The sequence below is a fragment of the Kangiella koreensis DSM 16069 genome (genome assembly GCF_000024085.1).
Lineage (GTDB): Bacteria > Pseudomonadota > Gammaproteobacteria > Enterobacterales > Kangiellaceae > Kangiella > Kangiella koreensis.
In genome coordinates this window covers 104,893-118,897 of sequence record NC_013166.1, presented here as the reverse complement: position 1 = coordinate 118,897, position 14,005 = coordinate 104,893, and the positions used below count along the sequence as shown (strand labels likewise).

General features: G+C 42.6%; 16 protein-coding genes. All 16 read right to left on the bottom strand.

What is annotated here, in order from left to right; translation table 11 throughout:
• Positions 1-65: 65 nt before the first annotated feature.
• The 16 genes from KKOR_RS00565 to KKOR_RS00490 all read right to left on the bottom strand — a co-directional run bounded on the left by KKOR_RS00565 (position 66) and on the right by KKOR_RS00490 (position 14,005).
• On the bottom strand, positions 66-1,424 hold the full coding sequence (locus KKOR_RS00565; RefSeq protein WP_012800053.1) for a GGDEF domain-containing protein: 1,359 nt from the start codon (positions 1,422-1,424) through the stop codon (positions 66-68).
• 57 nt (positions 1,425-1,481) lie between these two features.
• Complete coding sequence (locus KKOR_RS00560) at positions 1,482-4,208, bottom strand: HAD-IC family P-type ATPase (RefSeq protein ID WP_012800052.1); 2,727 nt, start codon at positions 4,206-4,208, stop codon at positions 1,482-1,484.
• Between the two features lie 9 nt (positions 4,209-4,217).
• Entirely contained in the window at positions 4,218-6,239 is a 2,022-nt protein-coding gene (locus KKOR_RS13300) for a GGDEF domain-containing protein (protein ID WP_012800051.1), read from the bottom strand.
• A gap of 141 nt (positions 6,240-6,380) precedes the next feature.
• Positions 6,381-7,049: an NADPH-dependent FMN reductase gene (locus KKOR_RS00550; RefSeq protein WP_012800050.1), complete on the bottom strand. Its 669-nt coding sequence runs from the start codon at positions 7,047-7,049 to the stop codon at positions 6,381-6,383.
• A gap of 23 nt (positions 7,050-7,072) precedes the next feature.
• A complete protein-coding gene (locus tag KKOR_RS00545) occupies positions 7,073-7,507 on the bottom strand; it encodes a hypothetical protein (protein WP_012800049.1) in 435 nt (144 codons plus the stop codon).
• An 82-nt stretch (positions 7,508-7,589) separates the two neighbouring features.
• Positions 7,590-8,381: a PhzF family phenazine biosynthesis protein gene (locus tag KKOR_RS00540; RefSeq protein WP_012800048.1), complete on the bottom strand. Its 792-nt coding sequence runs from the start codon at positions 8,379-8,381 to the stop codon at positions 7,590-7,592.
• Between the two features lie 269 nt (positions 8,382-8,650).
• Positions 8,651-9,061, bottom strand: coding sequence for a hypothetical protein (locus KKOR_RS00535; protein WP_012800047.1), 411 nt, complete (start codon positions 9,059-9,061; stop codon positions 8,651-8,653).
• A gap of 111 nt (positions 9,062-9,172) precedes the next feature.
• A complete protein-coding gene (locus tag KKOR_RS00530) occupies positions 9,173-10,354 on the bottom strand; it encodes a GGDEF domain-containing protein (RefSeq protein ID WP_012800046.1) in 1,182 nt (393 codons plus the stop codon).
• Positions 10,355-10,425: 71 nt separating this feature from the next.
• Positions 10,426-10,710 carry an encapsulin-associated ferritin-like protein gene (locus KKOR_RS00525; RefSeq protein WP_012800045.1) on the bottom strand — a complete coding sequence of 95 codons (285 nt, stop codon included), beginning with the start codon at positions 10,708-10,710 and terminating at the stop codon, positions 10,426-10,428.
• A 54-nt stretch (positions 10,711-10,764) separates the two neighbouring features.
• Positions 10,765-11,175 carry a nucleoside diphosphate kinase regulator gene (rnk, locus tag KKOR_RS00520; RefSeq protein ID WP_012800044.1) on the bottom strand — a complete coding sequence of 137 codons (411 nt, stop codon included), beginning with the start codon at positions 11,173-11,175 and terminating at the stop codon, positions 10,765-10,767.
• A gap of 90 nt (positions 11,176-11,265) precedes the next feature.
• Positions 11,266-11,862: a DUF1287 domain-containing protein gene (locus KKOR_RS00515; protein WP_012800043.1), complete on the bottom strand. Its 597-nt coding sequence runs from the start codon at positions 11,860-11,862 to the stop codon at positions 11,266-11,268.
• Positions 11,863-11,872: 10 nt separating this feature from the next.
• Entirely contained in the window at positions 11,873-12,610 is a 738-nt protein-coding gene (locus tag KKOR_RS00510) for a DUF6920 family protein (RefSeq protein ID WP_012800042.1), read from the bottom strand.
• Positions 12,611-12,636: 26 nt separating this feature from the next.
• Positions 12,637-12,837, bottom strand: a complete 201-nt coding sequence (locus tag KKOR_RS00505; RefSeq protein ID WP_012800041.1) for a hypothetical protein — start codon at positions 12,835-12,837, stop codon at positions 12,637-12,639.
• 1 nt (position 12,838) lies between these two features.
• Positions 12,839-13,120: a hypothetical protein gene (locus KKOR_RS00500; protein ID WP_012800040.1), complete on the bottom strand. Its 282-nt coding sequence runs from the start codon at positions 13,118-13,120 to the stop codon at positions 12,839-12,841.
• A gap of 15 nt (positions 13,121-13,135) precedes the next feature.
• Positions 13,136-13,681 carry a cytochrome b gene (locus KKOR_RS00495; RefSeq protein WP_012800039.1) on the bottom strand — a complete coding sequence of 182 codons (546 nt, stop codon included), beginning with the start codon at positions 13,679-13,681 and terminating at the stop codon, positions 13,136-13,138.
• A 105-nt stretch (positions 13,682-13,786) separates the two neighbouring features.
• Positions 13,787-14,005, bottom strand: coding sequence for a DUF6500 family protein (locus tag KKOR_RS00490; protein WP_012800038.1), 219 nt, complete (start codon positions 14,003-14,005; stop codon positions 13,787-13,789).

The window sequence follows — 14,005 nt, the reverse complement described above, 5'->3', positions numbered from 1 at the left end:
AGTGTTTTTACGACCGAATACTATGTCACACATAGAGTTAATTTCTTACTCTATGGTATTAGAACTCAGCTATTTATTTTATGCTTTTCTTTTGATTTTAAGTACTTGTCGTCATACATTGCATTATCCGCAACTCGCAACAACTGTTCTCTTTCCTGCCCCTGTTCTGGAAATACTGCGACCCCAATACTGATTCCAATATTGACTGTATTTCCTTCAAGAACAAAAGGCTTATTCACCGCGGTTTTGATTTTTTCAAGCACCATGCTAATAGCATCTTGATCGTGAATCTCTGTAAGTAATACCGTAAATTCATCACCGCCCATTCTTGCTATGGTATCGGACTCACGCACACAGGACTTAATTCGATTGGCAACTTTGCTCAGTAATAGGTCACCTTTTGCATGTCCCAGTGAATCATTAACATCTTTAAAGCCATCCAGATCCATATAAAGCAGCGCTAATTTTTCTTCTACTCGTCTCGCCCGCTTAATAGCCACATCCAATCGGTCATTAAATAGCAGACGATTTGGTAGGCCAGTTAACCAATCATGACTGGCCATATGGTGTAGCCTCTGCTCATATTCTTTTCTTTCGATTGTCAAAGCAAATTGCTCTGCCACAAACTCCATCAACTTTACATCATGCCTAGAATAACCATCTGCTCGATGGGTTCGAATTACTAAAGCCCCAATAATATTGTCCTGGGTTATTAAAGGCACTCCCAGCCAATTACCCTGATCTTGTGATTCACATCCAGCCTCTATTTCTTGCTGTAACGCAAACTCTTTTACTGAGTTCACTAAAAGCGCTCTGCCACTTCGAATCACTTCCCCTAACGCACTTCTGTCCGACAGTTTAATGATATCCTTAGGCTGGTATTTTCCGTCAATACAATGGGCCAGCTTAGCTCTATTGCTACCGGGCTGAGATATAGCAACAACGTAGCTTTCCGCTGCAATTAATTGACTAATAATATGGTGGCCTCTTTGAAATAGCTCTGATAAATCGTCTGCTTGATGTGCAACTTGTGAGAGCTTATAGATCGAGCTTTGAATACGCTCGTAGCGTTTATACTCCGTTATGTCTCTTGCAACAGCCACCCGGACTTTATCATTTTCCGACCATCGCGCTGCCCACATAATATGGACAGTGGTACCGTCTTTCCTGAGGTAGCGGTTCTCAAAGTAAGGTTGCTCCTTGCCATGCATGATTTGCCCAGCAACAGCTAAGGTTTTATCCCGATCTTCAGGGTGCACGTAATTAACCATATTAGTGCCTAACATTTCCGCCTGCGTATAACCGAACACTTTCTCGCAAGAGGCACTGATATAGACAAAATTACCTTCGAGATCGACCACGCAAACCACATCCATCAATAAATCGACAACTCTTGCTGCGATATCATTAATCTCAGTTTTCATCGGCTTTTCTCTATTTCCTGCATGGCACCATCTTCATATAGTTAACTTTATATCACATTAGCGTGCTTTAGCCTTATTTGCTTTGCGATACTTTTTTGTCACTAACCGTAACTGCTTTTCCGTTTCTGCCACCGCAAATAATGCGACGCCAATAGCGATCACCAATATTCCATCCTGAAAAGGTACCGCTTCTGTCTTAAATATGGTCTGCATTATTGGTAAGTAGGTTATTGCTAGCTGACCGATTATCACCAGAATCACGGCATACCAAACCATTTTGGTTCCCTTTACCGCTTTCCAGGTTAGCGAAGTGCCATACATGTTTCGAATGAAGAACAGATGGAACACTTCCATCACCACCAAGGTATTCATGGCCATGGTTCTGGCTAGCTCTATTGTGTAACCCTGTTCTATCGCATAACGATATATTCCAAATACACCTGCTACAAACAGCGCTGTGATAAACACAATATGCCAGACTAGGGTTCCGCTCAATAATGGCTGATTTCTCACTCTGGGTGGCTGCATCATGGTATTGGTTTCGGTCGGCTCAAACGCTAAAGCAATGCCAAGCGTCACTGCAGTTATCATATTGACCCACAATATCTGAACCGCCGTAATAGGTAGAGCCATGCTTAGCATCAATGCAATAATAATGGTGAAGGCTTCACCAGTACTGGTAGGAATTGACCAGCTGATGACTTTTTTAATGTTGTCATAGACCGTCCGGCCTTCTCTAACTGCAGCCACAATAGATACAAAATTATCATCAGCCAATACCAACGAAGATGCTTCTTTAGCTGCCTCACTACCCTTAACGCCCATGGCAATTCCAGCATCCGCACGTTTTAAAGCCGGTGCATCATTAACGCCATCGCCTGTCATCGCCACCACCAAGCCCCCAGCCTGAAATGCACTTACTAACCTCAGCTTATGCTCAGGGCTGGTGCGAGCAAAAATATCGACCTCTTTGACTGCCTGTAACAACTCAGCCTCATCCAGTCGATCGAGTTCCGCTCCGGTCAACACTCGATCAGTATTGTGCAAACCAATATGTTTCCCTATGGCTGAAGCAGTCAGCGCATGGTCGCCAGTAATCATCTTTACTTCAATTCCAGCGCTATAACATTCCTTGATTGCATCAATCACTTCACTCCGGGGAGGATCCATTAATCCCACCAAACCTAATAAAACTAGATCAGTTTCAACATCCTGCTGGGTTAATGCTGTATGTTCGATTAATACTTTTTTTGTCGCCAATGCCAATACTCGATGTCCCTGACTGGCTAGAGCTTCTGCTTTTTTCTCCCAAAATTGATGTTCAATTTCTGCTGTATTCTCGCTGTCTATCTGCTGCCTGGTACACAGTTCTATCAGCTTTTCCGGAGCTCCCTTCACGTATATAGCTGCATTACCCTGATGCTCATGATTTAAGGTAGCCATATAACGATGACTGGCATCAAAGGGAATCAGATCAGTTCGTGCCCATTCTTTTTTATCACTGTCTAATTCAAGGCCAATCTTCCCTGCAAAAGTTAATAATGCCCCTTCCATCGGATCACCCTCAACCCCCCATTCGTTAGCTTCTTTTTTTAGTTGCGAGTCATTACAGAGCAGCGCCACCAGCCCCATCAGTCTTAAAACTTCTTCCGACTTCTGTTCAACTGGCTGCTTTTCATTGCTGATGATTCCAATTGGCGCATAACCTTCACCACTGACTTCATAGTCTTTTCCATAAGTTGCCAGTGCTACCACGCTCATCTCATTGCGGGTAAGTGTCCCCGTTTTATCCGTACAAATAACCGAAATGGAACCAAGAGTTTCTATGGCAGGTAATTGTCTTACTATCGCATGACGTTTCGCCATTGCCTGAACACCGACTGCTAGAGAGATTGTCAGTACTGCCGGTAGCCCCTCAGGTATCGCAGCAACGGTCAAACCCACGACCGCCATGAACAATTCACTAAACTCATATTGGAGTAACCAATAGCCGACAGCAAAGACGAAAGCTGCGAAGACGACAATCACCACGCTTAACCACTTAGCAAAAGTATCCATTTGTTCAACCAAAGGCGTGGTTAAGGTTTTAACTTCTGACAGCAAGCCACTGATTCGTCCAATTTGTGTTTCAACACCGATACCAACAACAACTCCTTTTCCCTGCCCGCTAGTAACCGTTGTGCCACTAAAAGCCATACAGCTTCTATCGCCAAGTGCCGCACTGTTCTCAACAGCCTCTATTTGTTTTTCTACCGCTAATGACTCACCGGTTAGAATAGCCTCTTGAATATTCAAGTTATGAGCATTAAACAATCTAAGATCTGCCGGCACTTTATCACCAGCTTCTAGAATAACGATATCGCCTGGCACTAAGGCTTCTGCATCAAGAGTTATTCGCTGACCATTTCTGAGTACAGCCGCTTTTAACGCTAACATTTTCTTTATTGCATCTAATGCGCGTTCTGCTTTGCCTTCCTGCAGAATTCCCACTATGGCATTAATCAATACCACAGCAACAATCACCGAGGTATCAACCCAATGATTTAGCAAAGCGGTTATCGCAGCTGAGATGATCAGGACATAGATGAGTGTATTTTGAAATTGCAGAATAAAACGGAGCAGCCAACTGCGGCGAGCTGGTTGAGGCAAACGGTTGGCACCATATTTTTTTTGTCGCTCTACAATTTGCTGGGCACTCAAACCTTGCGGGCTTGAGTCTTGCTTATTGAGCACTGTTTCGGTATCCAAAGCATGCCAGGCAATCGTATTGGTTGATCTTTCCATGATGTTATTTTACTCAGCTCGCGGTCCAGCTATTCTGGTGAGCTCTATCCAACTCTTCTTTTCGGCTTCCAATAAATCCTTAGCCAATTCCTTTTTGTCCGAATCTTGATTGATTTTAGTAATACAGGTAGCACGATTTCGTCCGCCAGATTTTGAAAGATAAGCAGCCATATCGGCCAAATGCAGCGCCTCTTCCCAACTCTGTTCCTCAAAAGCTGGCCAGGTTACGCAACCTGCAGAAATGGTAATTCGCAACTGCTGCCCTTCAAAGTTAAAGGTTTCGTTACCAATTTTATTAATAGCCCGATCTGCAACGTTACATAAAGCACCATTGACATTAGGTAGAAGCAGCACAAACTCTTCACCACCCCAACGCACCACCATATCCCGCTCGCGCAATAACTTTCTAAATCGCTTTGTTATCTCAACCAGCACTGCATCGCCAACTGCATGACCATAGGTATCGTTCACATTTTTAAAGAAGTCCACATCTAGAAGAATGATTCCCATGACGTCATCGGCTCGACCTGGTCGATCTAGATTCTTTAATTTCTGATGAAGTTCTTGCATTGTCTTTTGCAGGAAGCGGCGGTTATAGGCTCCTGTTAAGGGATCACGATCGGTTTGTTTTGTTAATTGCACATTGTCATCGGCTAAATCTTTATTGCGCTTACGACTGGTCCTCAACCACTGAATGAGAATGACCGCTATCAGTAAAAATACAATGGCTAATGCAATCCACAGTTTTTGTCGGGCTTCTTTTTCTGCAATCTCTGCGTCAGCAGCTACTTTTTCTAATGATAAACGCTCAATCTCACGATTCTTTTTTTCCGTTTCATATTGCTCTTGCAGAGCCTGCACCGCATCTTCACGTTCTGACTTTATCAGCTCAGATTCCAATTCAATAATTTTCTTATAAGCCGTAACCGCATTTTGGTGTTCCTCAAACTCTTCATACAACTGTGCCAAGGAACGATACATATCCAAGGCATAACTCTTTGCGCCTTCCGATTCCGCTAACTGTATCGCTGCTTGTAACTCCTTAATTCCTTGCTCTCTATCCTCAACATAAGCGACGCCAATTGCCCGGTTATGTATCGCCACCGCGCGCCCAACCGGATGCTTTAATGTCTCTGCCCTGCTTACAGCTTCATCCGCAACATCAATTGCTTCTTGATACAATTTCCGCTCAATTAAGTTATGCGATAGATTGATCCGATTGGTCATTGCCGCCACTTCCATATCTGGATATTGGTCGGTTATGGCTATGGTATCGCGCAAGCAGTCAGCCTGCTTCTCATAATCTCCCTGTAATGAATATATCCAGCCCTGATTACCGCGTGTATTCACCATTTGCTCAACATCATTTAACTTTTTTGCTTTTTCATAAGCTTCTGTTGCCAAAATCATTGCCCGCTCCAGATCGCGGCGATGAATATTGGCTAATACAATATAATTGAGTGCCCTGATGTGGTCGGAAGGACGATTGAGTTGCTCAGAAAGTTCAGCAGCTTCGAATGCAGTTTCAATAATTTCAGGGATCATTGATTTTGCATTATAGAGAAAGGCATGCAACTCAAGTGATTGTAATTTTTTTAGAGGCTCGTCATTCGACGCCTCTATCTCTTTAAGGAGCGCTTCCAGGGCCGACACATTATTCTGTCTTGCCGCTATATAAGCCTCAACGATATAACGGTTTTCCCCACACACATTGCAATCAAATGTCTCAGTCAGGCTGGCTAACTGTTTTAGCGCAAGGTCTGCTTTGTCGTAGTCGCGAGATAATGCAGCAAACTTTCCAAGCCACAGGTAATAGTTCGCTCTGTCGTCCATCGATGAGCGCTCATCCGGGATTGCATCAGCCCACTCTAGTCGATCGAGCACGGCTTTAGGTGATACGCGGCCAGTCTGCCCAATATCTTGAATGATGTCCTGATAGGTTTCTGCTTTTACTTTCGGTGATGCGATAACAAGTATCAACAGACAGATACTCGTCAGTAATAGAAGTGTCCGTTTACCCGGATTTGCCATAGGGCCCCCATTGCTTACAAATAGTTTTTATTCGTAATCGAATCCCTATTGGTTATCATTTTTTCCCTTTTTTTCGATTCTATCTACCCTGACATTAGTTATATCATTAGATTGTTCATTTTTCATGCACTCTTTTGTAGCTTAACTCTTTTCAGGTGCATTTCGTTGTGATGGATCCTTTTTAAAAGCCTGAATCACTTTATCCGGGTCAATTTCTGCTCTGTGCTGTTTAGTCGCCTGCGCCCACCATTCCAGCTGTAAAAAACCTCGCGCCAGATATGTATTCCACCTTTCTACATTCTCCCCTTCCTCAAAATCACCATCCTCAGTAAAGACTTCCTGCGCTTTGGGAATATTGGTCATGGCGGACACTGGCAAACAACCCAATTCCGACAAAATGCCCCGCATTGACATAGCCGCTCGAACGCCGCCCCACTGGCCAGCGGAATAAGTCACGATCACACTGGGCTTGTAGGAAAACTGCGAACTACCAAAGTGATTCAACAGATGAGATAAGGCGGGACTCATGGTGTGATTGTATTCAGGGCTCACCATAATATAGGCATCGGCCTGTTTGATTTTTTCGGCTAACTCATCAAGAGATTTCGGTGCCTGACCTTTTGCGTAAGAAAAGTGCGGTTTAAAAGGCGCACTTAAATCGTAATCCATGGGATCAATCAACTCGACTTCATGTTCCGACTGAAACTCTTGCAGATGATTGAGGCAAGCCCTGACGACTCGAAGACCAAGTCGCGCAGGTTTCGGAGGTGTACTGTCACGAACAGTACCAAGAAATAATAAGTACTTCATAGTGATATTTTTTCTACTGGTTGTTACTGCTCAGGGAGACCATCATCATCGCTGTCTTCATCGATATGCTTAACATCATCGCCCTTATCGACGGACTTAACGGTTTCGGCTAATGTCTTACCGCCTTTCAACTTAACGCCACCTTTTTGCTGTATCACATGCTCCGCTGATGCGTTGCCAACATTACAGTCATCCGAGCCGGACTGACACACGCTATGGCCCTGATTGACCGTAATATCGATACCTGGAATTGGATCTCCCGCACGCTTAGGTCCACCATCTTGTGCATCTTGCTGCTTCTCAACTTGCATACCACGCTTTATGTCTGACTTTTCGATACCGCGAGCATTAGCTTCGCTTTCGATTTCAACTTTTTTGTCATTGGCAACAATCGTACCACTTGCCAACAACAAGCTAACTCCAAAAATTACCCCGGTTACTTTATTAATTGTTTTCATAACGTACTCCTTTGTCTTGTTTTTAAGCCTGTTCATGATGAACTGACCGAATTTAGCATACGCTCGGGTTTCTGAACCTAACCTAAATAACGATTTCACCCTTCAAGTACAAAACCGCTTTCCCCGCCACATGCACTCTATTGTCTGCTAAACGGCAATGCACCACACCACCGCGTTGCGAAGCCTGAAAAGCAACCAGCTCCTGCTTACTCATTTTTTCACCCCAATAAGGCGCAAGTCCGGCATGAATCGAACCCGTCACCGGATCTTCATCACCCCCATTTGCTGGCCAGAAATAACGTGACACAAAATCATAATCTTTACCTGGCGACGACACTACCACATCAAACGGCGCCAACAACTTCAACTTCTCACTATCGTACTCAATCGCTCTGACAGATTCTTCACCATCGTAAATCGCAAAATAAGCCTGTTCATTACGTAACACTTGTCGCGGTTCTTTTGACAATCCATCCAACAAAGCCTGCGGTACATCGCCGACCGGCTCCGGCTTTCGATTCGGAAAACTCATATCAATCACACCATCCGCCTGCTTAGTCACAATCAGCTCACCTACCGCAGGCGCACTAAACTTAACTTCCGATAACGAAGGATTATTCAAGAACACCACAAAAGCAGAAGCCATCGTCGCATGGCCACAAAAATCAATTTCAGTTAAAGGAGAAAACCAACGGATTTGATAATGGTTATGTTCAACAGGCTTAAGGAAAGCCGTCTCGGAAAGATTGTTCTCAGTAGCAATCGATTGCATTAAAGAATCATCCAACCATTCCTCGGTCATAATAACCGCCGCAGGATTTCCCCCAAACAATTGCTCAGTGAACGCATCCACCACATGCATCTCAACAGTCATATTTTTCCTTCACTTTATAGGATGGGTTATACCCAAGGTGGCAGACCCGGCGCTAGCCGTAACCCATCAATGACGTTAGTGATGGGTCACACATAAATGCTAACCCATCCTATATACAGAACTAAAAAGCGCACTCTACATAACCTGTAACCTCGATTACCCAACACTAATCAAGGCTACTTTTTTAACTCACAAACTTCAAAGTCAATAGCACTCCTTTGAATGCTATATATTGTGCTATTCACTCTATCGTAATAAAAATTTTAGCTTTATTCGTGTGATTCTTCTTTGTCATCCTCGGATACTTTACAGCCTCCTATCGATTCAACCCTCAGAAGTTCCACTTCCCAGTAATTATTACTAAATTGTTTATCTTTATCATGATTTGCAACAACCACATACCTTTTACACGGTTCTGCATTAAAGTACCAAGATTGGTAAGATATATCTCCTCTACTTCCAGCTTTAGTTGAAGTAAGCTGAACATAATGAGGCCCTACATCAATATTCTTAATCTTTTGTCCATTAAAATACATTTTCCCATTAATACCTGTAATAATTACATCATAGCTATTTTTAGCTGTAATTTTACTTTGACTTCCATCAATAATTGCATACGGCCCAGTTGCACACCCAGATAGAAGAATAGCGATCGTCATTAATAAACTTAATATTTTCATGATTTTCCTTTTTCGATAACATTATTATCGGGCAAACCCGACAGTCTTTTGAATTGAGTTTTTAAAGTACGTATTCAGGTTTATAACGAGTGAATAATCACATTTTTAAATCTAAATCACCACCCGATTTCTACCTTCGCGCTTACCCACATAGAGCATGTTATCCGCTCGCGTAATGAGAACATCGAGATCATCATCTTCGGTATCGGCGACTGCTATTCCAATGGTGACGCTTAGTCTTAGTTCGCTCATTTCACCGTCCAGTGTCAGTGCCGCGACATTGTCCTTTAATCGATCTGCCACGGCCTTTGCTTCACTGGTATTTGTATTCGGCAAACCCACCACAAATTCTTCGCCGCCGAAGCGTCCGATAATATCGTTTGGGCGAAGCGAATGCTGGCAAACTTCGGCGATTTTGCTCAATATCTGATCGCCGCAGGTGTGACCCCAGGTGTCGTTAACACGCTTAAAATAATCGACATCGATCATGAATAAACAGAAAGGTGCTTTTTCGAATCGCGAACGTTGCAAGAGTGCTTCGGCCCGCTGCATAAAATGGCCTCGGCTGTCGACGCCTGTCAGCGCATCACTTTCAGCAGCCGTACGTAATCGTTCTTCCAAGGACTTTCGATGCGTTATTTCTTTTTCCAGATGTCTGTTTTGTTCACGCTCCTCGTTAAGTAGCGCAAATTGCTTACGTTGCAGAAACTCTATCCTCAACAAAGCGGTGTAACCCACAATATTCGCCACCATTATCAAGAGCCCTATAGTTACCGTAGCTACGGGTGACAATTCTGCAAAAGCCACTGCTGCTGATAAAAAGCTGATACTTAAATATAAGCTGGCTAACGCTGCCACAGTAAGCAAATTGGGAATGAGTAGGTAAAATGCCATTATCGCCACCACGATTGCTGTGACCTGGGTGGAGAGACTTTCTGGGCGTAAGGGAACAATTAAAACAATACCGGTCGCTACTATCCACAGTGGCAAAGCATGCAACCAAACGTTTCGAGCATAACCGCCACTACGCCCAATGATAAATGCTAAAATCAAACATGAGCTCACTACTATAATGCGCATGGTTAACAATAGATAATAGTCGCGAGTTAACCCCAACAGGTTGTAGTCGGTTATCCCAAACATCCCAAATATCACCGCTACTACAATCAACGCAAAGCGAGATTCGAAGCGTACGCTTTTCTCAATATAATCGCGGTATTTCGACTCATTACTACGGTCACGAAACTGCCCCGTCAGCCAATGTATTTCATTGCGTGTTTTTTGTTGTGACAAAGATCTGCCTTCTAAGTTATTACCACGAAGTCACAGCTGTTCCTTCTCGGCTACGCTCACTTAAGATTATATTAATGACCAATTTCATCTTCAGTAAATAAATAATCTTTAAGTTGCTGATCAAATTTTGGATCGCGACGACGAATCCATTCGAGAACCATGGCCGCATGTTCTTTTTCTTCATCGCGGTTATGACGCAGGATCTTTCTCAGATCATTATCTTTGCAGCAATCAATACGCTGGTTATACCAATCGACCGCTTCGAGTTCTTCCATCAACGAAATAATCGCACGGTGCATATCTTTCGTTTCATCGGATAATTCTTCATACGGTTCGTGATAACCTTCATTCGACATAACTGACTCCTTATTTCGTTTTCTTTACTCTAGCTCATAATCACTTTTTATCGATTATCGATAATACAGTCCTTCCCTTTCAGGCTGGTAAACAACTTTATCAATATGTACTTTTAATACGCCGCCACCCGGCTTCGGCCACTCGATCTCATCGCCTTCTTTCAAACCTAGCATAGCGCTACCTACTGGAGCGAGAATTGAAATCTTGTTGTTACTTCCGTCCGCATCCTTTGGATACACCAAAGTATATTCAAACTCTTCTTTTGACGAAGCCACTTTAAAACGCACTGTTGAGTTCATGGTCACCACATTCGCGGGAACCTCTTTAGGCTCTACGATTTCTGCTCTTTCTAATTCAATTTCCAACTCTTCTTTTCCCACCGCATCGTGTGGTAGTGTTTCCAACAGTTTTTCCAGCCTTTCCACATCCAGCGAAGAAATCACAATATCAGGTTTTGTAGACATAATTCTGCTCACTTACAGATCAAATAGTTTTATCGAGTTTAATGGCTATAGATTAGCCCTTTCTGATGGAATACTAAAGCTTATTAAGGCTTATTCTTGTGTTTGCGGGAAATAGCGGTAATGACCTGTTATATCATAGTCAAATAACATATCTTCAAGCTTAGGACCTGCGCCAATATTATGCACAATCAATGGGTTACCGTTATCTGGATTCTTTTGATTGGTTACGATGCCAATATGCGGCAAGTTACCCGGCAGCATCCAACTAACTATATCTCCGGGCTGATAGTGTTCGGGGTTTTCACTGATACTCAAGCTTTCCCCTTGCCGCTTAAAGAATGTTTGCAGATTGGGGACTCTTCGATGATCAATATTTCTATCGGTTGAGGTTAGTCCCCAAATTCTTTTTGAAGGATACAATTCAAAGTTATCGCGCATATCTTCATGAACTAGTTGTTGCAAATCAATCCCCAGCTCTCGATAGGAACGAATCACCACATCGGTACAGACCCCAATCTCTGCAGGTACGTCGCCATTTGGATAATCAATCGCAATATAACGTCCATCGTAGGTTATTTCTAATTCCGTTCTGTCTATCGCAGCATAGACTAGTTGCTCACTAAGTTTTTGTGCATTTACCTGACCAGTAAAAAGTATTAAAGCAGTAACTAGTAGAATGATTTTCATTGCTCTTATCTTAATCCTTAAAAACAATCTCAGTTTTAATTATGTCGCCTTTCCAGACCAATTCATACTGCCCATCGACCCACCAGCCGACTTCACCATATCTCGGGACTTTCATGCCGTTAACTTCATGATAGTCTTTGAAGTGTCCTTCCCATGGTTTCTGTTGATAGCCTTCACCAAATCGTCCATAGCGCCCATCGGTATAAACGGCCACCACTTCGCCTCTTTCATTGAAGGTAAACTCAAGTGCGACTGTAATATTGTCGATGGTTATCGACGCTAATGCTTTGCCCCCATCAATCGCTTTCCATGTTACTCCTGATTCCGGCAGCAATGCTGTCGGATACCAGACGCCTTCCGCTAAATAGCGATGTAATTCACCTGAGTTGATTTCCATGTGTCCGCCGTCATTGGCTACTGGGATTATTGACCATAGCTTTATGTGACCAGAGCCAACGCGATCAAGGTAACGGTCTTGTATGCTAATCCATAAAGCAGGGAATAATGTTACTCGTGCGTTCCATTCAAAACTTTTGCTGAGAGGAGTGACCTGGTGTTGGGCACTGAAAGAGAACCATTTATTCTTTTCGGTACTGGTTCTAAGGACACCGGTTTGATTAATGATGACTTCGTTGATGTAGGGCTGGCCATCCACCAATACATGCCTGAAATAACGCTGTACTGGCTCTGGCAATCCTGACAAATGGCTAAAATCAACTTTGGATATCCCTTCTTTCACTTTAGCCATTTTGAGTTCCTTTAATTTGTATCTTTCTAGCCTTTCTTGCTGGGACCAACTTTATGAATGATCCAGCTTATCAAGCCAAAAATTAACACCCAGATACCAAAGTCTATCAATAATCCAACCCAGAAGGTATTGTGCTCAAAGGGGTTATAGCCTAATAAATAAAATCCTAGTCGCGTTATAAAGTACGAAATTATAAACGCTGTAATATTTCGAATATTTTTACTCATTCTATCTCCCTATTATTCCTGTATTTTTTATCATAAACCTTATTGCAATTGCTAACACTGGAATTACAAAGGCTATTACCACTTGTAGCATAGCCCAAATCGGCACTGGTATATGCGGGTGCTGCTGGAACGATATTTCTAATATTGTGGCAACGACTAAACCTATTAATACACAGCTTACAATAACAGTGACACCTCGTCTTTTCTGTGCCATTAGAATGACCAGTAATACCAATGGCAATATCACCAATACTGAAATTAGTAAACTATCGAACTTTTCCATTAATTTCTTCCAGCTTTATTCTTTACTTTGTCTTCCCCACATACGTGGCATGACGTTTTCAGTTGTTTTTGATTTTTTGTGCCAGAAGCTCATAATGATATGGCCGATGGTGAGCACGAACAGTAACCATCCAAGCTCGCCATGTAATAATCCACCCAGATCTAACGTCCATTCAATTTTTCCGCTTTCAAATCCACTGAACAATGGGATACCAAATGGTTCAAATGACCTTCCCGACCCATATTGACGCAACAAGCCTAACGCTGGTATGGCTAACATTAATAGGTAAAGCGTGATATGGCCGAGTCTTGCAAACCAGTTGATAGATGGTGGACGATTTTTTACATTGATTAACGCCCAAATAACTCGAATAAAGATTAATACAAACAGCAAAAAGCCCATTGGTTTATGCGTTGGCCAAAAGAAAGCTTCAATGGCTGTATCATCAAAAAAGAAATGCGATGCTGCGCTAAGAAATTGCCATAACAATAATATCGCTATTCCCCAGTGTAATACTCGGCTGACTGTCCCATACTGATTTTGGTTATCTTTTAATGGCATGATTTGTCCCCAACATTATTTTTTATAAATTAAATATAGCACAGACTTTCTTTGTACAGCATATTGTATGCTATTAATTGTCTTATTTAGATTCACTTTTATATTCTATAGTCCTGTCTCAACCATTTCCTTTACTTTTACTGCTTTTTCAAAGTGATCGAGCTTATGCATTTTTATCCACCAAGTTGCAGCCTCCATAAGTAATTCTGGATTATCATTCTTGTTGGCAAAGAATGCATAAAATGAAACACCTACCGACTCACCCTTAGCTAATATTTTTTTTTCGCAGATTTCGATTATTCTATTTCTTAGTTCTTGTCTCAT

Coding starts and splice junctions, on each gene's coding strand:
- KKOR_RS00565 (WP_012800053.1), bottom strand. CDS start 1,424: ATGAAAACTGAGATTAATGATATCGCAGCAAGAGTTGTCGATTTATTG.
- KKOR_RS00560 (WP_012800052.1), bottom strand. CDS start 4,208: ATGGAAAGATCAACCAATACGATTGCCTGGCATGCTTTGGATACCGAA.
- KKOR_RS13300 (WP_012800051.1), bottom strand. CDS start 6,239: ATGGCAAATCCGGGTAAACGGACACTTCTATTACTGACGAGTATCTGT.
- KKOR_RS00550 (WP_012800050.1), bottom strand. CDS start 7,049: ATGAAGTACTTATTATTTCTTGGTACTGTTCGTGACAGTACACCTCCG.
- KKOR_RS00545 (WP_012800049.1), bottom strand. CDS start 7,507: ATGAAAACAATTAATAAAGTAACCGGGGTAATTTTTGGAGTTAGCTTG.
- KKOR_RS00540 (WP_012800048.1), bottom strand. CDS start 8,381: ATGACTGTTGAGATGCATGTGGTGGATGCGTTCACTGAGCAATTGTTT.
- KKOR_RS00535 (WP_012800047.1), bottom strand. CDS start 9,061: ATGAAAATATTAAGTTTATTAATGACGATCGCTATTCTTCTATCTGGG.
- KKOR_RS00525 (WP_012800045.1), bottom strand. CDS start 10,710: ATGTCGAATGAAGGTTATCACGAACCGTATGAAGAATTATCCGATGAA.
- rnk (WP_012800044.1), bottom strand. CDS start 11,175: ATGTCTACAAAACCTGATATTGTGATTTCTTCGCTGGATGTGGAAAGG.
- KKOR_RS00515 (WP_012800043.1), bottom strand. CDS start 11,862: ATGAAAATCATTCTACTAGTTACTGCTTTAATACTTTTTACTGGTCAG.
- KKOR_RS00510 (WP_012800042.1), bottom strand. CDS start 12,610: ATGGCTAAAGTGAAAGAAGGGATATCCAAAGTTGATTTTAGCCATTTG.
- KKOR_RS00505 (WP_012800041.1), bottom strand. CDS start 12,837: ATGAGTAAAAATATTCGAAATATTACAGCGTTTATAATTTCGTACTTT.
- KKOR_RS00500 (WP_012800040.1), bottom strand. CDS start 13,120: ATGGAAAAGTTCGATAGTTTACTAATTTCAGTATTGGTGATATTGCCA.
- KKOR_RS00495 (WP_012800039.1), bottom strand. CDS start 13,681: ATGCCATTAAAAGATAACCAAAATCAGTATGGGACAGTCAGCCGAGTA.
- KKOR_RS00490 (WP_012800038.1), bottom strand. CDS start 14,005: ATGAGACAAGAACTAAGAAATAGAATAATCGAAATCTGCGAAAAAAAA.